Here is a 21,859-nt window from a genome sequence, read left to right as displayed (position 1 = left end):
CGGTGCCGACCGCCCCCCGAACGGGTTTAGGCTTGATTGGGCGTTCCGCGACGTGCTGCGCGCGCCACGCCACCAGGTGAGAATCCAATCAATGGAGAGAGTGGGCGAGAGGCTGTGTCGAGCCAATTGACCGGGTCGGGGTCCGAAGAGACGACTGCCGCGGAGTTCGGAGCCAACGAATGGCTCGTGGACGAGATGTACGAGCGGTTCCTCGCCGACCCCGATTCCGTCGACGACACGTGGCGACCGGTGCTCGAGCAGTACCGCCGGATCAAGACGAACGGCGAGCAGCCCGCCCCCGCCGCCTCGGCCGCGATGCCCGACGAGGCCGCCCTGTACCAGGCGGCAGGCGAGCAGGCGGATGCCGCGGCTCCGGCCGCACCCGCGCCCGCCGCCGAGGCGCCCGCGCCCCAGGCGCCCGCCGACGAGGCCCCCGCCGCGGAGACGCCCGCGCCCCGGGCTCCGCACTCCGAGGCGGCCGCGCCGCAGGCCGACGCGGAGGCCCCCGCCGCCCAGCCCACGGCGAAGCCCGCCGAGCCGGCTGCGGCATCCGGCAACGGAAGCGGCAACGGCACCTCACCGAACGCCGTCGTCGGCCAGGCGCCCGAGGCCCGCACGACGTCCGTCGCGCCGCGCACGGCGCCGGTCCCCGCCGACGTTCCCGTCACCAGCCCGCAGCAGCAGGTCGAGGGGGAGCGCGAAGACGAGGTCGTGCCGCTGAAGGGCCTGCCGAAGACCCTCGCCGCGAACATGGACGCGTCACTGGCGGTGCCGACCGCGACGAGCGTGCGCACCGTGCCGGCCAAGCTCATGATCGACAACCGGATCGTGATCAACAACCACCTGCGTCGCACGCGCGGCGGCAAGATCTCGTTCACGCACCTCATCGGGTGGGCGCTCATCCAGGCGCTGAAGGACTTCCCGAGCCAGAACGTCTCGTACACCGAGGTCGACGGCAAGCCCTCCGTCGTGAGGCCCGCGCATATCGGCCTGGGCATCGCGATCGACCTGCCGAAGCCCGACGGCACGCGCGCCCTCCTCGTGCCCGCGATCAAGCGCGCCGAGACCATGACGTTCAACGAGTACCTCAGCGCCTACGAGGACCTCGTCCGACGGGCCCGCTCCAACAAGCTGACCGCCGACGACTTCAAGGGCGCCACGATCTCGCTCACCAACCCGGGCGGCATCGGCACCGTGCACTCGGTGCCGCGACTCATGAAGGGGCAGGGCTGCATCATCGGCGCCGGCGCCCTCGAGTACCCTGCGGAGTTCCAGGGCGCGAGCGAGAAGACCCTCGCGAACCTCGCCATCGGCAAGACCATCACGCTCACGTCGACGTACGACCACCGCGTCATCCAGGGCGCCGGGTCGGGCGAGTTCCTGAAGAAGGTGCACGAGCTGCTCATCGGCGAGCGGGACTTCTACCAGGACATCTTCGCCGCGCTCCGCCTGCCGTACGAGCCCATCAAGTGGAACGCCGACATCTCCGTCGACATCGCGAGCGCGATCGACAAGACCGCACGCGTGCAGGAGCTCATCAACTCGTTCCGCGTGCGCGGCCACATGATGGCCGACATCGACCCGCTCGAGTACGTGCAGCGCTCGCACCCCGACCTCGACATCGAAAGCCACGGCCTCACCTTCTGGGACCTCGACCGCGAGTTCGTCACGGGCGGGTTCGGCGACAAGCGCACCGCACTGCTGCGCGACATCCTCGGCGTGCTCCGCGACTCGTACTGCCGCACGATCGGCATCGAGTACATGCACATCCAGGACCCGCCGCAGCGCAGATGGATCCAGCAGCAGGTCGAGCGCAAGTACGAGAAGCCGACGCACGACGAGCAGATGCGCATCCTCAGCAAGCTCAACGAGGCCGAGGCGTTCGAGACGTTCCTGCAGACCAAGTACGTCGGCCAGAAGCGGTTCAGCCTCGAGGGCGGCGAGTCCATGATCGCCCTGCTCGACGAGGTGCTCCAGGGCGCCGCCAAGGAGGGCATGGACGAGGTCGCGATCGGCATGGCGCACCGCGGCCGCCTCAACGTGCTCACCAACATCGCCGGCAAGACCTACGGCCAGGTGTTCCGCGAGTTCGAGGGCACGCAGGACACCAAGGGCTTCTCCGGCTCGGGCGACGTGAAGTACCACCTCGGCACCGAGGGCAGCTTCACCGCCGACGACGGCACCCAGATCCCGGTGTCGCTGGCCGCGAACCCCTCGCACCTCGAGGCCGTCAACGGCGTGCTCGAGGGCATCGTGCGCGCCAAGCAGGACCGCAAGCCGGTCGGTTCGTTCTCGATCCTGCCGATCCTCGTGCACGGCGACGCGGCCATGGCCGGCCAGGGCGTCGTGTTCGAGACGTTGCAGATGTCGCAGCTCCGCGCGTACCGCACGGGCGGAACCATCCACGTGGTCGTGAACAACCAGGTCGGCTTCACCACCGTCCCGGGCGACGCGCGGTCGTCGATCTACTCGACGGATGTCGCCAAGGCCATCCAGGCCCCCGTCTTCCACGTCAACGGCGACGACCCCGAAGCCGTCGTGCGCGTCGCGGAGCTCGCGTTCCGCTACCGCCAGGAGTTCAAGCGCGATGTCGTCATCGACCTCGTCTGCTACCGCCGCCGCGGTCACAACGAGGGCGACGACCCGTCGATGACCCAGCCGCTCATGTACAACCTCATCGAGGCCAAGCGCTCGGTGCGCAAGCTCTACACCGAAGCCCTCGTCGGCCGCGGCGACATCACCGAGGAGGAGTACGAGAACGCGCACCGCGACTTCCAGGACCGCCTCGAGCGCGCCTTCGCGGAGACGCACGCCGCGCAGACGGGCGCCATCCCGATCGTCGGCGCCGACGCCCTCGAGCCCGAGCCCGCCGCGGGTGAGCCCGAGACCACGGGCGTGTCGCTCGAGGTCGTCCACGCCGTCGGCGACGCGTTCGCGAACAAGCCCAACGGCTTCACCGTGCACCCGAAGATCCAGCAGCTGCTCGCCAAGCGCGTCGACATGAGCCGCAACGGCAAGATCGACTGGGGCTTCGGCGAGCTGCTGAGCCTCGGCTCGCTGCTGCTCGAGGGCACGCCCGTCCGACTCGTCGGGCAGGACGCCCGCCGCGGCACGTTCGTGCAGCGCCACGCGGTCCTCCACGACCGGGCGAACGGCCAGGAGTGGCTGCCGCTGCAGAACCTCGGCGACCAGCAGGCCCGCTTCTGGATCTACGACTCGCTGCTGTCCGAGTACGCCGCGATGGCGTTCGAGTACGGCTACTCGGTCGAGCGGGCCGATGCCCTCGTGATGTGGGAGGCCCAGTTCGGCGACTTCGCCAACGGCGCCCAGACCGTCATCGACGAGTTCATCTCGTCGGCCGAGCAGAAGTGGGGCCAGCGCTCGAGCGTCGTGCTGCTGCTCCCCCACGGCTACGAGGGCCAGGGCCCCGACCACTCGAGCGCCCGCATCGAGCGGTACCTCCAGATGTGCGCCGAGAACAACATGACCGTCGCGCGTCCGTCGACGCCCGCGTCGTACTTCCACCTGCTGCGCAGGCAGGCGTACGCCCGCCCGCGCCGGCCGCTCGTGGTGTTCACCCCGAAGGCGATGCTGCGGCTGCGCGGGGCGACCAGCGAGGTCGCGGACTTCACCCAGGGCCGCTTCGAACCGGTGATCGACGACGCCCGCATCAGCGACAAGGGCGCCGTCAAGCGCGTCGTGTTCATGGCCGGCAAGCTCTACTACGACCTGCTCGCCGAGCTCGAGAAGAACCCCAACCCCGAGGTCGCGCTCGTGCGCCTCGAGCAGTTCTACCCGCTGCCCGCCGCGGAGCTCAAGGCCGTCGCCGACTCCTACCCGAACGCCGAGCTGGTGTGGGCGCAGGACGAGCCCGAGAACCAGGGCGCCTGGCCGTTCTTCATCATCGAGACGAACAAGCTCGGGCCGCGCGAGGTCCGCATCGTCGCTCGCGCGGCGGCCGCGTCGCCCGCGACCGGCTCCGCCAAGCGCCACGCCGCCGAGCAGGCCGACCTGGTCAAGCGGGCCGTCACGCTGTAGTCCCGCCCACGACGCGACGAGCGGATGCCTCCCAGGGAGGCATCCGCTCGTCGCGTCGGGCGTCCGGCGTCCGTCGCGGGGAGACCGGCCGCGGCGGTGGGCAGCGCCGCGGCCGGCGGTCCGTCACCCGACGGGCGCGACCTCGCGCTCGCGCTCGGTCTCGGGCCCCGCTTCGGGCTCGGCCGGCGCCGCGTGCGCGCCGTGGTGCCGTTCCTCGCGCGAGAGCCGGCTCGGCCACCAGATCGCGCGGCCGATGTCGTACGCCGCGGCCGGCACGAGCAGCGTGCGCACGAGGAAGGTGTCGAGCAGCACGCCGAACGCGACGATGAACGAGATCTGCGCGAGGAACAGGATGGGCAGCACCCCGAGCGCCGCGAACGTCGCCGCGAGGACCAGTCCGGCCGACGTGATCACCCCGCCGGTGAGGCGCAGCCCGCGCAGGATCCCCTCGCGGGTTCCGTGCGCGATCGACTCCTCGCGCACGCGCGTCATGAGGAAGATGTTGTAGTCGACGCCGAGCGCGACGAGGAACACGAACCCGAACAGCGGCACCGACGGGTCGGCGCCGGGGAAGCCGAACACGTACTCGAACACGAGCGCGGAGACGCCGAGTGCGGCGGCGAACGAGAGCACGACGCTCGCGATGAGGATGAGCGGTGCGACCACGGCACGGAGCAGCAGCATCAGGATCACGAGGATCGCGAGGAGCACGAGCGGGATGATGAGGCGCTGGTCGTCGACCGCGGCCTGGTTCGTGTCGAGCGCGACGGCCGTCGGTCCGCCGACGAGGACCTCCTCGCCCACGGCGTCGAGCGATTCGCGCAGCTCGACCACGGTCGCCTCGGCCTCGGCCGAGTCGGCGGGGTCGTCGAGCGTGGCCTGCAGCAGCACGGTGCCGTCGACCACGGTGGGCTCGGGCGCCGGCGTGCCGGGAGGGCCGAACGCCTGCACGCCCTCCTCGGTGACGGGCGCGCTCCCGGCGGGCGAATCCTCCGAGAGCACGGCGACGGATGCCACTCCGGCGGTGCCGAGCGCGATGTCGGCGATCTCCTGCAGTTCGTCCTCCGGCCCGATGATGACCGCCGGGGTACCCGATCCGCCGGGGAAGTGCTCGCTCACGAGCTCCTGTCCGTCGCGGGCCTGCGACTCGCCGAGGATGAACTCGCTGGACGGCACGCCGTCCGCATCGAGGCGGACGAGGCCGAGCGCCATGACCGCGAGGATCAGCGTGGAAAGGATCCAGACCGTGCGCGGGCGGCGCGCGACGAGCCGGCCGATCGCCCCCCAGAGCCCCCGCTCGCTCGTCGAGCGCTCCTCCGTCGCAGTCGCGTGGCGACCGGGCGCGGGTTCGGCGTCGGGCGCGACGTCGGCAGCGGCATCCGGTCGGCGGATGCGGCGGGGCCAGAACGCCACGCGCCCCGCCCAGAGCAGCAGCGCCGGCAGCAGCGTGAGCGCGGCGAGCAGCGCGAACACGATGCCGATCGCCGCGACGGGCCCGAGGATCTTGTTGGAGTTCAGCTCGCTCGCGAGCAGGATCAGGAGCGCCACGATGACGGTGCCCGCGGATGCCGCGATCGGCTCCCACGAGCCCCTGAGCGCCGCCCACGTGGCATCCCACTTGCGCTCGTACTGGGCGAGCGCCTCGCGGTAGCGGGCGATGTACAGCAGCGCGTAGTCGGTCGCGGCGCCGATGACGAGGATGAACAGGATGCCCTGCGTCTGCCCCGAGAGCAGCAGCAGGTCGGCCCTGGCGAGCTGCACGACCGTGAACACCGACGCCGTGAGCGCGGTGAGGCTCGTGAACAGCACGATGATCGGCAGCAGCGGCGATCGGTACACCACCACGAGGATCACGAGCACGGCGCCGAGCGCGACGAGCAGGAGCAGTCCGTCGATGCCGGAGAACGCCTCGGCGAGGTCGGCGGTGAAGCCGGCCGGGCCGGTGACGGCGGCGGTGGTGCCGTCGACGGCCGATTCCTCGAGCAGTGCGCGCATCGCCTCGACGGTGGCGCCCGAGCCCTCCTCGCCCTCTCCGGGGGCGATGGACGCGACGAACTGGGCGGCCTCGCCGTCCTCCGACGGGATCACGGGGGACGTCTCGTCGGCCACCACGCCCTCGACGTCGAGCACGTCGTCGCGCAGCTCCTCCACATCCGCGAGTTGCGCGTCGCTGAGCTCGCCCCCGTCGTCGGTCGCGACGATCACGATCGCGGGCACGTTCTCGGAGTCGCGGAAGGCGTCCTGCAGCTCGTTGACCTCGGTCGCTTCGGCCGAGGCGGGCAGGAACGACGCCTGGTCGTTCTGCTGCACTTCGCTGATCGTGCCGAATGCGGCGCCGCCCGCGCCGAAGAGCGCGAACCAGATCAGGATGAGGACGGTGGGGATCAGGACGCGGAGCCACGTGGGCACGCGTCCGGTTCGCTTGGCGGGGGCGGCAGTCTCGTTCATCGTCGACGACGCTACGGAACGGATGCCGCGGTCCGCGTCCATCGAAAGTTCGGACCGCGCGGGACCGGCCGACGAGGCGGGCCGGCTGCCGGGGTCAGTCGACGAGGATGCCGTGCCCGGACTGGATGTCGCGGATGCGCGTCATGACCATGACACGGAGCTCCTCCGGCGCGGTCTCCCGGCACGCCCGCTGCACGACCTCGGTGATCGCCACGCCGACGCGCAACTCGCCGCGGCAGTCCTCGCAGTGCTCCACGTGCTCGCGGATGTCGGCGGCGTCCTCGCTGCACAGCTCGTTGTGCAGGTACTCCTCGAGTTCGGCCTTCGCCTTCTCGCAGCCGCAGTCGGTCATCTCGTGCTCCTCCGGGATCGGGTGGGCGCCGGTGCGACGGCGAAGCCCTGCTCGGCCGCGTACTCGGCGAGGGACTCGCGGAGCAGGCGCCGGCCACGGTGCAGGCGGCTCATCACGGTCCCGATGGGGGTGTTCATCATGTCGGCGATCTCCTGGTAGGAGAACCCCTCGACGTCGGCGAGGTACACCGCCAGGCGGAAGTCCTCGGGCAGCGCCTGGAGGGCGTCCTTCACGGCGCTGTCGGGCAGATGGTCGATCGCCTCGGCCTCTGCGGAGCGGCTCGAGGTCGCGGTGGTCGACTCGGCGCCGCCGAGCTGCCAGTCCTCGAGTTCGTCGATCGTGCCCTGGTAGGGCTCCCGCTGCTTCTTGCGGTACGTGTTGATGAAGGTGTTCGTGAGGATGCGGTACAGCCACGCCTTGAGGTTCGTGCCCTGGGTGAAGGACCCGAACGCCGCGTAGGCCTTCACGAACGTCTCCTGCACGAGGTCCTGCGCGTCGGCGGGGTTCTTGGTCATGCGGAGCGCGGCCGCGTACAGCTGGTCGATGAACGGCAGCGCCTGCTCCTCGAACAGCGCGCCGAGGTCGCGCGTCTCGTCGCGCGTCTCGTCGGTGGGCGTGTCGGCCGATCGCTCGTCGGCCGGGGTCGCAGTGTCGTCGCCGGTCATCACGGGCCATCCTAGATCCTGGGGCTCCGAGACCACGGGGCGTTCGAGCACTGTCGTCGACACGCGCACCAACTCCTTCCCGTTCCGCCGGGCGCTACTGTTGGTAACCGATGCAGCTTTCGAGGTATTCCGCACCGGAGTTCGATCCGTACGGCGACAACCGCCAGGTCGAGTCGAACGAGGGATGGCGCGCGCGCGTGGCATCCGCCCCGCTCGCCGCGACCCTGTCGCTGCCCGGCTCGAAGTCCCTCACGAACCGCGAGCTCGTGCTCGCCGCCCTCGCCGACGGCCCGTCGACGCTGCGCGCACCGCTGTGGTCGCGCGACAGCGAGCTCATGGTCGAGGGTCTGCGCCAGCTCGGGGTCGGGTTCGAGCGGATGTCGGGCGCCGGCGGGTTCGGCGACGACGTGCGCGTCACGCCCGCCGGCGAGCTGGTCGGCTCGACGACGATCGACTGCGGACTCGCCGGCACGGTCATGCGGTTCCTGCCGCCCGTCGCTGCGCTCGCGCTCGGCCCCACGACGTTCGACGGCGACGAGGGCGCACGCCGCCGTCCCATGCGGGGCGTCATCGACGGCCTCCGGGGGGTCGGCGTCGACATCGACGACGACGGCCGGGGCGCGCTGCCGTTCACGGTGCACGGCTTCGGCCGGGTCGAGGGCGGCGAGCTCGCCATCGACGCCTCGGCGTCGAGCCAGTTCGTGTCGGGCCTGCTGCTCTCGGCGCCGCGGTTCGAGCGCGGCCTCGACCTCACCCACACGGGTGAGCGACTGCCGAGCCTGCCGCACATCGAGATGACGATCGAGACCCTCGCGCTCCGCGGCGTCGCGGTCGAGCAGCCGTCGGTCGGCCGCTGGGTCGTCGCGCCCGGTCCGATCGCCGCGCGCGACGTCGACATCGAGCCCGACCTCTCCAACGCCGCGCCGTTCCTCGTCGCGGCGCTCGTCGCGGGCGGATCGGTCACCATCACCGGCTGGCCCGCCGAGACGACGCAGGTCGGCGCGCAGCTGGCCGACCTCCTCCCCCGCTTCGGCGCTCGCGTCGAGCGCGACGGCGACCGGCTGACGGTGCACGCGCCCGAACCGGGCGACGGCGGCGGCCGCGGCATCCGCGGCGTCGACCTCGACCTGTCGGAGGCGGGCGAGCTCGTCCCGAATCTCGTGGCCCTCGCGGCCCTCGCCGACGAGCCGAGCACGTTCACCGGCATCGGGCACATCCGCCACCACGAGACCGACAGGCTCGCGGCGCTCGCCGCCGAGCTCAACGGACTCGGCGGCCGCGTCACCGAGCTCGACGACGGGCTCCGCGTCGAGCCGGCGCCGCTGCACGGAGGCGAGTGGAAGGCGTACGCCGACCACCGCATGGCGACCTCGGGCGCGATCGTCGGCCTCGCCGTCGACGGCGTCGTCGTCGACGACATCGGCTCGACGTCCAAGACGCTCCCCCAGTTCACCGAGCTCTGGGAGCAGATGCTCGGATGAGCTGGTGGGAGACGGACGACGACGAGGACGAGCCGGAGTACGACCAGTACGACGAGTCCGACGTCCGGGTCCGGCCCAGCCGCCGCGGCAGCCGCCCGCGCACCAAGACGCGCCCCGAGCACGCCGACGCCGAGATCGGCATCGTGCTCGGCGTCGACCGGGGCCGCTACGCCGTGCTCGTCGACGAGGGCGAACCGACTGAACGCGAGATCACCGCGACCCGCGCGAGCGAACTGCGCCGCAAGTCCGTGGTCACCGGAGACCGCGTCGACCTCGTCGGCGACAGCTCGGGAGACGAGGGCACGCTCGCGCGGATCGTGCGCGTCCGGGAGCGCACGACCCTGCTGCGCCGCAGTGCCGACGACACCGACGCCGTCGAACGCGTCATCGTCGCGAACGCCGACCAGATGCTCATCGTCATCGCCGCCGCCGATCCGGAGCCGCGCGTGCGCCTCGTCGACCGGTACCTCGTCGCGGCGTACGACGCCGGCATCGCCCCCCTCGTGTGCGTCACGAAGACCGACCTCGCCGATCCCGCGCCGTTCCTGGCGAACTTCGCGGGACTCGACCTCCCGGTCATCCTGAGCCGCGCCGACGCGATGCCGCTGGACGAGATCGCCGACCGCCTCGTCGGTCATCGCACCGTGTTCGTCGGGCACTCCGGCGTCGGCAAGTCGACGCTCGTGAACGCCCTCGTGCCCGCCGCGAACCGCGCGACCGGCCACGTCAACGTCGTCACGGGCCGCGGCCGGCACACGTCGTCGTCGACCGTGTCCCTTCGCCTCGTGCACGACGGCCGCACGGGCTGGGTCATCGACACCCCGGGAGTCCGCTCGTTCGGACTGGGCCACGTCGATCCCTCGAACATCCTCGGCGCCTTCGCCGACCTCGCACGCGTCGCCGAGGACTGCCCGCGCGGCTGCACGCACCTTCCGAACGCCCCGGACTGCGCGATGAACGAAGCCGTGCAGGCGGGCGAGCTCGGCGAGTCCGGGCGGGTCCGGCTCGACTCCCTGCAGCGGCTCCTCACCACGTTCGCCTGATGCGGGCGACGGATGCCGCGTGGAGCGCGCGCACCGCGGCATCCGTGGTCGTGCCTACGATTGGGACATGACCGACGCTCGACTCGCCGCCGGCGACCTCGCCCCCGACTTCACCCTGCCCGACCAGGACGGCAATCCCGTCACGCTCTCGTCACTGCGCGGGCAGAAGGTCGTGCTCTACTTCTACCCGGCGGCCATGACGCCCGGGTGCACGACCGAGGCCTGCGACTTCCGCGACAGCCTCAACTCGTTCGCCGGAGCGGGCGTGCGCGTCGTGGGCGTCTCGAAGGACGACGTCGCGACGCTCAAGCAGTTCGCCGAGCGCGATGGCCTCGACTTCCCCCTGCTGTCGGACACCGACCTCGCGGTGCAGCAGGCGTACGGCGCCTGGGGCGAGAAGTCGCTCTACGGCAAGACCGTCACGGGCGCCATCCGCTCGACCTTCGTCATCGACGAGGAGGGCCGCATCGCCAAGCCCATGTACAACGTGAAGGCGACCGGTCACGTCGCGCGCCTTCGCACGGAGCTCGGCGTCGACGGCTGAGCCGCCGCCCCGCCATCCGGGCGGTCGTCGCGCGAGCGGCGGCCGCCCGCTCGCGTCCGGCGGGCGCCGGTCAGTCGGTGCCGGCGGGCGCGGCGTCCTCATCTCGCACGTACCGCTCGCGGACGGGCGGCCACAGCAGCAGCCCGATCACCGTCACGGCGGGGAGCAGCAGCGCCCACCCGATGTCGGCCCGCGCGAACAGGCCCTGGAAGGCGCCGACCGCGATCGACAGCTGCAGCACCTGCCACACGATCGCGGCGGCCCGCGACCACGGCGCCCGCCGAACGGATGCCACGGCGATCGCCGCCACCCACGCGGCCGCCAGCGCGGTGATCACGATGAGCGCGACGGCCGTCGCGACCGACGACGGCTGCAGCACGAACAGGTCGAACACGAGCCACGCCACCATCGCCACGAGCGCTGCCGCCTCGGCGAAGAGGAGCACCGACACGGTCAGGAGCGCGGCCCGGACTCCGCCTTCCGAGGGCGCCGCGCGGTCACGGGCGGCGTCCCGTCCATTCACAGGCTTCTCCCGAAGTGCACTCTTGATTCACTTCCCACGCTATGCGACCATTTATGAGGCCGAATTGATGCTCACAGGGACGTGAGCCGATCCTCCCCGATCCTACTTCCCGAGATTCGGCTTTCCCCCACCGCAGCACCAGCCGGTTCCCGGCAGCGCACGCGTGCGTCCGCTGTGGATCGACAACGCAAGGAGCATCTGAATGGATTGGCGCGATAAAGCCGCCTGCCTCACCGCCGACCCGGAACTGTTCTTCCCCGTGGGGAACACCGGACCGGCCGTCGACCAGATCGAGAAGGCCAAGGCGGTCTGCGCCCGATGCACCGTCACCGAGATCTGCCTCCAGTACGCCCTCGAGACCGGCCAGGACTCGGGCGTGTGGGGCGGCCTCAGCGAGGACGAGCGCCGTGCCCTGAAGCGCCGCGCCGCTCGCGCCCGTCGCGCGGGCTGACCCCCGCGCGTCGCGAGCCGCACTGCCGCAGTCCCCGGATCGACCACCTCCCGGCAGGCCGACGGCTCGCACTCCCCGCAAGCACCCGAACCGAACGGCACCCGCATCGAGCGGGTGCCGTTCGCGTGCGACGGCGCCGCCCGCGGCGGGAGCGTCAGGACTTGGTGATCCAGCGCAGCGGCACGTCGATCGTGACCTCCGTGCCGCTTCCGACCACGGTGTGCCAGTCGATCGTGCCGCCGAGCTCGCCCTGGATGAGCGTGCGCACGATCTGGGTGCCGAGGCCCTCGCCGACCTTGCCCTCGGGCAGCCCCGAACCGGTGTCGCGGACCTGCACGGTGAGCATGGTCTCGGAGCGGCCGGCGATGACCTCCACGTCGCCCTCCTGGCCGGCGAGGCCGTGCTCGACCGCGTTCGTCACGAGCTCGGTGAGCGCGAGCGCGAGCGGCGTGGCGTAGGCGCTCGGCAGCACCCCGAACGTGCCCGACTTCTTCGGGTGCGCGGTCGTGTTGTGCGCGGCGGCGACCTCGGCCACGAGCAGCAGCGCGCGATCGAACACCTCGTCGAAGTCCACGTTCTGGCTGAGGCCCTCCGAGAGGGTGTCGTGCACGACGGCGATCGCGCCGACGCGTCGCATCGCCTGCGTCAGGGCGTCGCGTGCCTCGTCGGAGTGCGTGCGACGGGCCTGGATCCGCAGCAGCGACGCCACGGTCTGCAGGTTGTTCTTGACGCGATGGTGGATCTCGCGGATCGTGGCGTCCTTCGTGATGAGCTCCTGCTCCTGGTGGCGGAGCTCAGTCACGTCGCGCGTCAGCACGATCGCTCCGGTCCGCTCCCCGCGGCGGCGGATGGGGATCGCGCGCAACGACACCGTCACCCCGCGCGACTCCACGTCGGTGCGCCACGGCGCCCGGCCGGTGACCACCAGCGGGAGCGACTCGTCGACCACGAGCTTGCCGCTGAGCAGACGCGATGCGACCTCGGCCAGGGACTGGCCCTCGAGCTCGTCGTCGAAGCCCATCCGGTTGAACGCCGAGAGCGCGTTCGGGCTCGCGAAGGTGGTGATGCCGTCGACGTCGAGCCGGATGAGGCCGTCGGACGCGCGCGGGGCGCCGCGCCGAGGGCCGGTGGGCGCGCCGAGGTCGGGGAAGTCGCCCGATGCGATCATCTGGAAGAGTTCACCGGCGCAGTCGTTGAACGTGAGTTCCTGCCGGCTCGGCGTGCGGGTCGCCCCGAGGTTCGTGTGGCGGGTGATGACCGCGACCGGCTCGGGCGCCAGCTCGGTGCCCGTGACCGAGAGCCGGCGCATCACCGGGACCGCGCGCACCCGGGTGGGCATCTCCTCGTACCAGTCGGGCGCGGACGAATCGACGATCGCACCGGACGTGAAGGCCTGCGAGACCAGGCCCTTCCACTCCACGCGGACCGCCTGGCCGACGAAGTCGCGGTAGAACAGCGTCGCGGCGCTCGACGGGCGCGAGTGCGCGACGGCGACGAAGTCGTCGTCGCCCGAGGGCACCCAGAGCACGATGTCGGCGAACGCGAGGTCCGCGAGGAGCTGGAGGTCCCCGACGAGCATGTGCAGCCAGTCCACGTCGGCCTGGCTGCTGCGCCCCTGGGCGAGGACGAGGTCACTGAGGGTCGACACAGACCCAGCGTACCCAGCGCCGGGGGCCGCCTCAGGCCACGGCCGTCCGCCGGCGCACGACCACCCGCGGCCCGCGGCGCCGGGCGGGCTCGGGCTCCGGCATCAGCCGGGCGTCGACGTACGCGCGCAGTGCCGCGCGCAGCGGCGAGCGCGGCGCGGCGTCGCGGAGGGTGCGCGCCGTGAGGATCGCGGCGTCCGTCGCCCTGCCGTCGTGCGGCAGCAGCGTCGCGTCAGCGAGGCCCGCGAACCGCCGAAGCGTCTGCCGGACCTGCGCGTGGGCGTCGATGCCGAGCGCGCTCGTACGCACCCGGTTCACCACCACGTCGACCCGCTCGGCGTCGACGAGGTCGACGAGCTCACCGTGGCCCCGCAGCAGCCGCGAGAGCCCCACCGGGTCGGCGAGGCCCACCGCGAGCACGCGGTCGGCCGCCGACAGCGCGGCGAACGTCGCCGCGTTGCGCCGGGGCGCGAACTGGTCGCTCATCAATTCCTCGTCGCGCTCCAGGCTGAATCCGGTGTCGACCACGACGTACTCGAACCGTGCCCGCATCGCCTCCAGCGCGGCGGTCACCCGCTCGTGCGAGAGCTCGGGCCACCGGTTCGGCCCGACGAGCCCCGTGAACACCTCGAACGGGGCGCGAGGCGACGAGTAGCGCTGGGCGATCCGCTCGAGCTCCGCGCGGTCGAGTGCCGAGCCACCCGCGAGTCGGCATGCGGAGGCGAATCCCGGCGCCTCGTCGAGCAGGCCCAGGCACGGCGCGACGGCGCCCCCGTACGGGTCGGCGTCGACGAGCGCGACGCGGTGGCCGGCGGCGGCGAGTTCGGCGGCGACGTTCACGGCGACCGTCGTGCGCCCCGGCGCACCGCCGGGGCCCCAGACCGCGACCACGCCCGCCGCCGCGCCGGTGGCGCCGTCGCCCACGCCCGGTTCACCGAGGCGCGACGGCACCGTGACACCGCCTGCGACGAGCGCCTCGAGTTCGGCCACGTCGGCATCGGCGTCGAGTACCTCGTGGAGGCCGATCCGGTTCGCCTGGGCGCGGTCGTGATCGCTGTCGGCGAGGGCGATGCAGCGGATGCCGCGAGCATCGCACGCCGCGAGCAGCTCGGCCGTGAGCGTGCTGCGGCCGGCCCCGACGACGACGACGTCGGGTCCGAGCACGTCGAGGCAGTCCAGCACGTCGCGCCAACCGACGAGGCGCGCCACGATGGTGTGTCCGGACTCGACGAGGTCGGCGAGGACGCGGTCCTCCACCGAGGGGTCGAGGGCGAACGCGAGGCGGGCCATCACTCGCCCCCGGCGGCCCTCGCGGGCACGAGGTCGATCGCATGGCCGGCGGCGAGCGCCTCGAGGAAGGCCGCGGTCCGCTCGCGCGGGATGAGCAGCTCGACCGTGGGACCGCCCGAGGCCATCATGCCGTCGGGGGCGGTCACCGCGGCGACCTCTGCGCTCGGGACGAGGACCGTGGGCGGCTCGTGGACGCCCCGCTCGACCTCGGCGGCGGTCCACACGTCGACGAGTGCGCCGGGTTCCACGTCACCGGGCAGCGGTCGCGCACTCGCGACGACGACGACCGCGAGCTCCGCGCTCTCGCGGTCGGCGACGGATGCCGCGGGCACGAGCTCGCCCGCGTGGACGGTACGGGTCACGACGTATCCGCCGTCGGGCACGTCGCCCGGAGCGAGGTACTCCGCGGCGAGGCCGCCCAACCGGACGGACTCGACGCGCAGCGCCCCTTCGTCGACCCTGGTTCCGGGCGTCAGCGTCTCGGGCGCGACGAGCACCTCGCGGGTGTCGTCGAGCGCCTCCACGAGGGCCCAGACGCCCACGGTCGATCCTGCGACCAGCACGAGCCCGATGATCAGCCGAGGGTCGAGCCGCAGCGGACCCCGTTCGCGCCGTGCGCCCCGAAACGTCATTCCCGACTCCTCTCCTGCGTCGCCGGGACCATCGTGACGGGTTGCCGAGAGGACGCCGTGAAGTTATCCACACGGTGAGCGGCGCGCGACGGTGAGGTCGATAATCGATGGATGATCCAGAACGGTCCGGGCGACGCGATCGGCCGCTTCCTCTCGGTCGCCGACGCGGCCGAGGTGCTTTCGGTCGACGTCGAGACCGTGCACGGGCTGATCGGATCCGGCGAGCTTCCCGCCATCCGCGTCGGCGAGCGCGGTCCGTGGCGCGTGGAGCGCACGCAGCTCGAGTTGTGGATCGAGGAGCAGTACGAGGCGACCCGGCGTCATTCGGCGTGGCACCAGGGCGAGTTCGCCAATGTGGTCGAGCTGTCGGGCGTTCGCTCGGGCGGTCTGCGGCCGGTCGACTGACGCCCGAGAGCGCTCAGCGGACCCTGATCGCGACCACGCGCTCGAAGGGCACGAGCCGGTAGCCGCGCACGTCGCGCTCACGGCGCGGCGTTCCGGGTTCGTGCACCGCGAGGTCGAGGTGGTCGAGCCCGACGCGATCGATCGTGCCGTGGTGACGGCCGTCGTGCGTCTCGACGTCGACGGCGATGCGCCGCCGGCTGAGGTCGCGCAGCACGAACGCCAGGCCGATGCGCTCGGCGACGCGGGCGGACGGCAGCGGCACCGGGGCGAGGCTCTCGTCCACCTGGCGACGCCCCGCCGCGATCGCCGCGACCGCGGCCATCGGCACGACGCACTGCGCCCCGTCGACCCGGCCGACGAGTGCGCCGCTCACCCAGTCGCGCCCGAAGGCGGCGGGGCGGAGGTGGACGGTTCGGCCGCCGGCGAGCTCGATGCGCACGCCCGCTCCGTCCTCGTCGGCGGCGGCCATCGCCATGAGGCGGTCGCGCAGGCTCAGCCGCGCGAGCCGCAGTCGCTCCGACTCGAGCGCCAGGACGCGCTCCTCGTCGCGCTGCTCGCGGTCGAGCTGCGACTCGAGGTCGTCGAACAGCATGTCCCAGCGCATGCGCCGACGCTACCCGCCGCGGTGGCGCACGCCCCGGTTCTCCACAGGGCGCGGATTTCCTTGACACGCGAACGGACGGAACCATACGGTTCACTCAGGACCCGAGCACCACCCCCGAACAGGGGGTACCGCGTCGACGCAGCCCGGCGAGCGGACCCCACCCTACTGGAGCACTCGATGACCGCACGCCTGCCCGGCCCGCCCGGCCCGCCCGTCGTCCGCGACGCCGTCGCGCGACGCCTCGACTTCGACGACGACGAGTTCGCCCGGCAGCGCTCGGGCCGCGCCGAACTCGCCGATCCCGAGCCGCTGCTGCGGAACCTCACGCACTGCGTGATCGAGGTACTGGCCGGTGCCCGCGACCTCGAGCAGCTGGCCCGCTGGGTGACGGACGACGTGTACCGCAACCTCTCCAAGCGCGTCGTGCTCGCCGCGCGCGCTCGGCGCGCCAAGGGCCTCGTGCCGCAGCGGCCCGCGTTCTCCGTCGGCCGGGTGCATGTCGACGAGCCCGCGGACGGGATCGTCGAGGCCGTCGTGATGGTCCACCAGCGCGCCCGATCGCGCGCGGTCGCCATCCGTCTCGAGGGGCTCGACCAGCGCTGGCGCGCGAGCGCGATCAGCGTGCTCTGACCTGCCGGAGGGCTGCGGCGGGCCGCGGCGGGTGGATGCCGCCGATCGCGTAGCCTCGTGCCATGGAGCCCTCCCGGCCCGCCGGACGCACCGCCACGGTCCTCACCCCGATCGCGTCGCTCGGCTTCGCGGAGGAGGATGACGACGGCCGTCGCATGGAGAAGACGGTCCTCACCTTCGCCGCGGTCTTCACCGCCGCGGTCGTCACGCCGTGGGCGGTGTTCTACTACGCCATCGGCGTTCCCCAGGCCGCCGCCATCCCGACGGCGTACGTCCTCGCCACGATCGCCGGGCTGGCGCACCTCCGCGCCACGCGTGACGACGCGTGGTTCCGCCGCTCGCAGCTGGCGATGTTCCTCACGCTCCCGCCGCTCGTGCACGTGGCGCTCGGCGGCTTCGCGAACAGCAGCGGCGTCATCCTCTTCGCGGCAGCCGCTCCGGTCGGCGCGCTGTCGTACAGCCGGGTGCGACGGCCGCTGCTCGTGTTCGCTGCGTTCGTCGCGATCGTCGTCGCCATGGTCCCGCTCGAGTCGACGCTCGAGGCGAACGCGCCGCGCCTCGACGCGTGGATCGTCACCCTCTTCTTCGCAGTGAACATCGTCTCGGTGTCGACGATCGTGTTCGTCGCCATGCGCGCCTACGTCCGATCCCGTGATCGCCTCGCCGCGGCGCTGGCCGACGAGCGCGACCGCTCGGACCGGATCCTCCGCAACGTGCTGCCCGGACCCATCGCCGATCGGCTCATCGCCGGCGAGCACCCGATCGCCGATCGGTTCGACGAGGTCGGCGTGCTGATCGCCGACATCGTGGACTTCACGAGCCTGTCCGAGACGATGTCGGCGGACGAACTCGTCCACGACCTCAACGAGCTCCTCGGGACGTTCGATGCCCTGGCGGACCGGCTGGGCGTGACGAAGGTGAAGACCATCGGCGACGCCTACCTGGCGATCACTGGCGGACCCGCGGGCGAGGCGGATCTCCAGGCGCTCGCGGACTTCGCCCTCGGCCTGCGCGACCTCGCGTCGGCGCACGCGATCGGCGGGCGGCAGACCGTCCAGCTGCGGGTCGGACTCGACGTCGGACCGGTCGTCGCGGGCGTCATCGGCGAGTCGCGGTTCCTCTGGGACGTCTACGGCGAGACGGTGAACACTGCGAGCCGGATGGAGTCCACCGCGCCGCCCGGATCGATCCAGCTCACCGATCGGATCGCCGGTGCGGTGGCCGAGCGGTTCGTGGTCCGACCGCGCGGCATCGTCGAGATCAAGGGCATGGGACCCGTCCACACGTCGTTCCTCGAGGCGAGAGTCCGCACGTCCTGACCCGGCCGCCGGCTCAGCAGATCCGTGCGACGACGAACGGCCCGGGCGATGCCCGGGCCGTTCGCGGTCGTGACGGGCTCAGCGACCCTTGCGGTCCTGCGCGCGGCGCTCCTGGCGGTTCATCGGCGCGGGTGCGCCGCCGTCGCCGTCGGTCCGCTGCCCGAACGCACCGCGAGCCGCCGGCTGCTCCGGCTGCTGGGGCTGCTGCTGCTGGGCGACCGCGCGGCGCGCGCGCTGCGTCGCGGCCTGCTGGATCTGCCCGCGCTGGTTGCGCACCTCGACGCCGCCGGAGTCGCTCGGCGCAGAGTAGCTGAGCTTGTCCTCGGGTGCGGCGGGGCGCTGCAGGCCCTTCGCCTCGATGCGCGGCGCGGCGCCCTGCTGTGCGACCTCGACCTCGAGGTTGAACAGGAAGCCGATGGTCTCCTCGCGGATCTGGCCCATCATCTGCTGGAACATCGCGTAGCCCTCGCGCTGGTACTCCACCAGCGGGTCGCGCTGCGCCATCGCCCGCAGGCCGATGCCGTCCTTGAGGTAGTCCATCTCATAGAGGTGGTCGCGCCACCGGCGGTCGATGACCGAGAGCACCACGCGGCGCTCGAGCTCGCGCATGGCCGGGCCGCCGAGCTGCTCCTCGCGACGCTGGTAGGCGAGCCTGGCGTCGGAGAGGATCTCGCGCCGGACGAAATCGCGGTTCACGCGCCCCTTCTCGCCGGCCTCCGCCACGACCTCGTCGATCGTGATCCCGATCGGGTACAGGGTCTTGAGCTCGGCCCAGAGCGCGTCGAAGTCCCATTCGTCGGGGCTCGACTCGGCCGTGTGCTCGTCGAGCACCTCGTCGATGACCTCCTCGAGGAACGACTGGACGCGGTCGTGCAGGTCGTCGCCCTCCAGGATGTGGCGTCGGTCGGAGTAGATCGCCTCGCGCTGGCGGTTCAGCACGTCGTCGTACTTCAGCACGTTCTTGCGGATCTCCGCGTTGCGCGCCTCGACCTGCGCCTGCGCCGAGCGGATGGCACGCGTGACGACCTTCGACTCGATGGCGACGTCGTCGGGCACGCCGCGCGACATGAGGCTCTCGGCCGCGCCCGCGTTGAACAGGCGCATCAGGTCGTCGGTGAGCGAGAGGTAGAACCGGCTCTCGCCCGGGTCGCCCTGACGGCCGGAGCGACCGCGCAGCTGGTTGTCGATGCGACGCGATTCGTGTCGCTCGGTGCCGAGCACGTACAGGCCGCCGGCGGAGAGCACCTTGTCGGCCTCCTCCGCGACCTCGGCCTTGGTCTGCTCGAACACGTCGTCCCACGCGGCCTCGTACTCGTCCGGGGTGTCGACCGGGCTGAGTCCGCGCTCGTGCATCCGCTGCACGGCCATGAACTCGGCGTTGCCGCCGAGCATGATGTCGGTGCCGCGGCCCGCCATGTTCGTGGCGACCGTCACGGCGCCGAGCCGGCCGGCCTGCGCGACGATCGCGGCCTCGCGGGCGTGGTTCTTCGCGTTCAGGACCTCGTGGCGCACGCCCTTCTTGGCGAGCAGGCGCGAGAGGTACTCGCTCTTCTCGACGCTCGTGGTGCCGACGAGGACCGGTTGCCCGTTCTTGTGGCGGTCGACGATGTCCTCGACGACCTGCGCGAACTTCGCCTCCTCGTTCTTGTAGACGAGGTCGGGCTGGTCGATGCGGACCATGGGCTTGTTCGTCGGGATCGCCACGACGCCGAGCCGGTAGGTCGACATGAACTCGGCCGCCTCGGTCTCGGCGGTACCGGTCATCCCCGACAGCTTGTCGTAGAGGCGGAAGTAGTTCTGCAGTGTGACGGTCGCGAGGGTCTGGTTCTCGGCCTTGACCTGCACGCCCTCCTTCGCCTCGATCGCCTGGTGGATGCCCTCGTTGTAGCGGCGCCCGACGAGGATGCGGCCGGTGTGCTCGTCGACGATGAGCACCTCGCCGTTCATGACGACGTAGTCCTTGTCGCGCTTGAACAGCGCGCGGGCCTTGATCGAGTTGTTGAGGAAGGAGATGAGCGGGGTGTTGGCCGACTCGTAGAGGTTCTCGATGCCGAGGTAGTCCTCGACCTTCTCGATGCCGGGCTCGAGCACGCCGACGGTGCGCTTCTTCTCGTCGACCTCGAAGTCCTCGCCGGGCACGAGCCGCTGGGACAGCCGCGCGAACTCGGTGAACCAGCGGTTGGCCTCGCCGGAGGCCGGGCCGGAGATGATGAGCGGCGTCCGCGCCTCGTCGATGAGGATCGAGTCGACCTCGTCGACGATCGCGAAGTAGTGGCCGCGCTGCACCATGTCGGACGCCTGCCACGCCATGTTGTCGCGCAGGTAGTCGAAGCCGAACTCGTTGTTGGTGCCGTAGGTGATGTCGGCGGCGTACTGCTCGCGGCGCACCGCCGGCGTCTGGCCGGCCACGATGCATCCGGTCGTCATCCCGAGCGCGCGGAAGACGCGACCCATGAGCTCGGACTGGTAGCTCGCGAGGAAGTCGTTGACGGTGACGATGTGCACGCCGCGGCTCGTGAGCGCGTTGAGGTACGCCGCCGTCGTCGCGACGAGGGTCTTGCCCTCACCGGTCTTCATCTCGGCGATGTTGCCGAGGTGCAGCGCCGCCCCGCCCATGAGCTGCACGTCGAAGTGGCGCAGGCCGAGCGTGCGCCGGCTGGCCTCGCGCACCGCGGCGAACGCCTCGGGCAGGAGGTCCTCGAGCGACTCGCCGTTGCCGTACCGCTCGCGGAGCTCGACCGTCTCGTGCTTGAGCTCGTCGTCGCTCAGGGCCCGGAAGTCGTCTTCGAGGGCGTTGATCGCGGCGGCGTAGTTCTCGAGCCGCTTGATGGTGCGACCCTCGCCGACGCGGAGGACCTTCTCCAGGATAGAAACCACGAACTGCTCTCCCGTTGTCGTCAGGCATGCGACGTCGGGGTGGGGCACCCGCGCACGCCGGAGTATCCGCCTGTGCAGACGGTCATCATAGCCATGCTACTGGGCAGCGGACTGGGCGTCGGCCCGGTGCCCGGCGCGGTACGGCCGGGTCCGGGCCGACGATGTCGACGGATGCCGCTCAGGCGCCGGTGCGCGCCAGGTCGGCCTGTCCGGTCTCGGCCGTCGCGTCGGCGTGGCCGTGCTCGTCGAGGCCGATCAGGCCGTAGTCCCAGCCCTTGCGGCGGTAGACGACGCTCGGACGATGGGTCTCGGCGTCGATGAAGAGGTAGAAGTCGTGGCCGACGAGCTCCATGTGGTACAGCGCGTCGTCGACGGTCATGGGGGTGGCGTTGAACACCTTCCGGCGGATCACCACGGGCGAGTACGGCGCCTCCTCGGCAGAGGTGGTCTGGGACTCGGGCACGATCGGGATCTCGCCCGTGCGCACGCGCTCGAGCACCTCGACATCGGCCGCCTGCACCCCGACGTCGGCGAAGCCGCCGTCGGTGGCCTCGCGCAGCGAGGTGGGCCTGCGGCTGCCCCCGCGGTGCACCTTGCGACGGTCCTTGGCCCGCCGGACGCGCTCGAGCAGTCGGCCGAGCGCGACGTCGAACGCCGCGTACTTGTCGGAGCCGTCGGCCTCGGCCCGGACGACGGGCCCCTTGCCGACGAGCGTGAGCTCGACGCGGTCCAGCCCGGAGTTCCCGTTCTTCTCGTTGTGCCTGCTCACCTTGATGTCGAGCGAGATCGCACGGTCGGAGAGATGCGACACCTTCTCGGCTTTCTCAGCCGCGTAGGCGCGGAATCGATCGGTCACTTCCAGGTTGCGTCCGACGATGTTCAGTTCCATGACGACCTCCATCCACCGGCGT

The 21,859-nt window shown here is 71.7% G+C and carries 18 protein-coding genes; 8 read left to right on the top strand and 10 right to left on the bottom strand.

Going from position 1 to position 21,859, the window contains the following annotated elements; all coding sequences use genetic code 11:
- Positions 1–114 precede the first annotated feature (114 nt).
- Positions 115–4,038: a multifunctional oxoglutarate decarboxylase/oxoglutarate dehydrogenase thiamine pyrophosphate-binding subunit/dihydrolipoyllysine-residue succinyltransferase subunit gene (locus ACULK4_RS06435; protein WP_445965306.1), complete on the top strand. Its 3,924-nt coding sequence runs from the start codon at positions 115–117 to the stop codon at positions 4,036–4,038.
- A gap of 123 nt (positions 4,039–4,161) precedes the next feature.
- Here the strand turns inward: ACULK4_RS06435 and ACULK4_RS06430 are convergent, their stop codons facing one another.
- From ACULK4_RS06430 to ACULK4_RS06420, 3 genes are all read right to left on the bottom strand, one after another.
- Positions 4,162–6,486, bottom strand: a complete 2,325-nt coding sequence (locus tag ACULK4_RS06430; RefSeq protein WP_445965305.1) for an MMPL family transporter — start codon at positions 6,484–6,486, stop codon at positions 4,162–4,164.
- Positions 6,487–6,580: 94 nt separating this feature from the next.
- On the bottom strand, positions 6,581–6,838 hold the full coding sequence (locus ACULK4_RS06425) for a zf-HC2 domain-containing protein (protein ID WP_445965304.1): 258 nt from the start codon (positions 6,836–6,838) through the stop codon (positions 6,581–6,583).
- On the bottom strand, positions 6,835–7,503 hold the full coding sequence (locus tag ACULK4_RS06420; protein ID WP_445965303.1) for a sigma-70 family RNA polymerase sigma factor: 669 nt from the start codon (positions 7,501–7,503) through the stop codon (positions 6,835–6,837). Before ACULK4_RS06420 ends, ACULK4_RS06425 begins: the two co-directional genes overlap by 4 nt.
- Before the next feature lie 110 nt (positions 7,504–7,613).
- Between ACULK4_RS06420 and aroA the strand changes: the two genes are divergently transcribed.
- The 3 genes from aroA to bcp all read left to right on the top strand — a co-directional run bounded on the left by aroA (position 7,614) and on the right by bcp (position 10,571).
- On the top strand, positions 7,614–8,984 hold the full coding sequence (aroA, locus tag ACULK4_RS06415) for a 3-phosphoshikimate 1-carboxyvinyltransferase (RefSeq protein ID WP_445965302.1): 1,371 nt from the start codon (positions 7,614–7,616) through the stop codon (positions 8,982–8,984).
- A complete protein-coding gene (rsgA, locus tag ACULK4_RS06410; RefSeq protein ID WP_445965301.1) occupies positions 8,981–10,027 on the top strand; it encodes a ribosome small subunit-dependent GTPase A in 1,047 nt (348 codons plus the stop codon). Before aroA ends, rsgA begins: the two co-directional genes overlap by 4 nt.
- A gap of 67 nt (positions 10,028–10,094) precedes the next feature.
- Positions 10,095–10,571, top strand: a complete 477-nt coding sequence (bcp, locus tag ACULK4_RS06405; RefSeq protein WP_445965300.1) for a thioredoxin-dependent thiol peroxidase — start codon at positions 10,095–10,097, stop codon at positions 10,569–10,571.
- Between the two features lie 70 nt (positions 10,572–10,641).
- Here the strand turns inward: bcp and ACULK4_RS06400 are convergent, their stop codons facing one another.
- A complete protein-coding gene (locus tag ACULK4_RS06400) occupies positions 10,642–11,022 on the bottom strand; it encodes a hypothetical protein (protein ID WP_445965299.1) in 381 nt (126 codons plus the stop codon).
- A 274-nt stretch (positions 11,023–11,296) separates the two neighbouring features.
- On the opposite strand from ACULK4_RS06400, the gene ACULK4_RS06395 reads away from it, so the two are divergent.
- Complete coding sequence (locus tag ACULK4_RS06395) at positions 11,297–11,545, top strand: WhiB family transcriptional regulator (RefSeq protein WP_055859573.1); 249 nt, start codon at positions 11,297–11,299, stop codon at positions 11,543–11,545.
- A gap of 154 nt (positions 11,546–11,699) precedes the next feature.
- On the opposite strand, the gene ACULK4_RS06390 is transcribed toward ACULK4_RS06395, so the two are convergent.
- From ACULK4_RS06390 to ACULK4_RS06380, 3 genes are read right to left on the bottom strand one after another with little or no spacing between them, the layout of a single operon-like run.
- A complete protein-coding gene (locus ACULK4_RS06390) occupies positions 11,700–13,193 on the bottom strand; it encodes a sensor histidine kinase (RefSeq protein ID WP_445965298.1) in 1,494 nt (497 codons plus the stop codon).
- Positions 13,194–13,224: 31 nt separating this feature from the next.
- The gene (locus ACULK4_RS06385) at positions 13,225–14,481 is read right to left on the bottom strand and encodes a CpaE/TadZ family protein (protein WP_445965297.1); all 1,257 of its coding nucleotides are present in this window, start codon (positions 14,479–14,481) and stop codon (positions 13,225–13,227) included.
- Positions 14,481–15,113: a hypothetical protein gene (locus ACULK4_RS06380; protein ID WP_445965296.1), complete on the bottom strand. Its 633-nt coding sequence runs from the start codon at positions 15,111–15,113 to the stop codon at positions 14,481–14,483. The genes ACULK4_RS06385 and ACULK4_RS06380 overlap by 1 nt, the downstream gene beginning before the upstream one ends.
- A gap of 111 nt (positions 15,114–15,224) precedes the next feature.
- Here ACULK4_RS06380 and ACULK4_RS06375 point away from each other — a divergent pair, with 111 nt between their 5' ends.
- Positions 15,225–15,518, top strand: a complete 294-nt coding sequence (locus ACULK4_RS06375) for a helix-turn-helix domain-containing protein (RefSeq protein ID WP_445965295.1) — start codon at positions 15,225–15,227, stop codon at positions 15,516–15,518.
- A 13-nt stretch (positions 15,519–15,531) separates the two neighbouring features.
- Here the strand turns inward: ACULK4_RS06375 and ACULK4_RS06370 are convergent, their stop codons facing one another.
- On the bottom strand, positions 15,532–16,122 hold the full coding sequence (locus ACULK4_RS06370; RefSeq protein ID WP_445965294.1) for a hypothetical protein: 591 nt from the start codon (positions 16,120–16,122) through the stop codon (positions 15,532–15,534).
- A 177-nt stretch (positions 16,123–16,299) separates the two neighbouring features.
- Between ACULK4_RS06370 and ACULK4_RS06365 the strand changes: the two genes are divergently transcribed.
- Positions 16,300–16,752 (top strand): Rv3235 family protein, encoded by a 453-nt coding sequence (locus ACULK4_RS06365; RefSeq protein WP_445965293.1) that lies wholly within the window; start codon positions 16,300–16,302, stop codon positions 16,750–16,752.
- A gap of 62 nt (positions 16,753–16,814) precedes the next feature.
- Positions 16,815–18,071: an adenylate/guanylate cyclase domain-containing protein gene (locus ACULK4_RS06360; RefSeq protein ID WP_445965292.1), complete on the top strand. Its 1,257-nt coding sequence runs from the start codon at positions 16,815–16,817 to the stop codon at positions 18,069–18,071.
- Positions 18,072–18,149: 78 nt separating this feature from the next.
- On the opposite strand, the gene secA is transcribed toward ACULK4_RS06360, so the two are convergent.
- Positions 18,150–20,948, bottom strand: coding sequence for a preprotein translocase subunit SecA (secA, locus tag ACULK4_RS06355; protein ID WP_445965291.1), 2,799 nt, complete (start codon positions 20,946–20,948; stop codon positions 18,150–18,152).
- A gap of 178 nt (positions 20,949–21,126) precedes the next feature.
- Positions 21,127–21,837: a ribosome hibernation-promoting factor, HPF/YfiA family gene (gene hpf, locus ACULK4_RS06350; protein ID WP_445965290.1), complete on the bottom strand. Its 711-nt coding sequence runs from the start codon at positions 21,835–21,837 to the stop codon at positions 21,127–21,129.
- Positions 21,838–21,859: the final 22 nt, after the last annotated feature.

Source organism: Agromyces selenitireducens (assembly GCF_052748465.2).
Note: the sequence above shows the minus strand (reverse complement) of the source record. Positions and strands in the feature narration are given on the sequence as shown.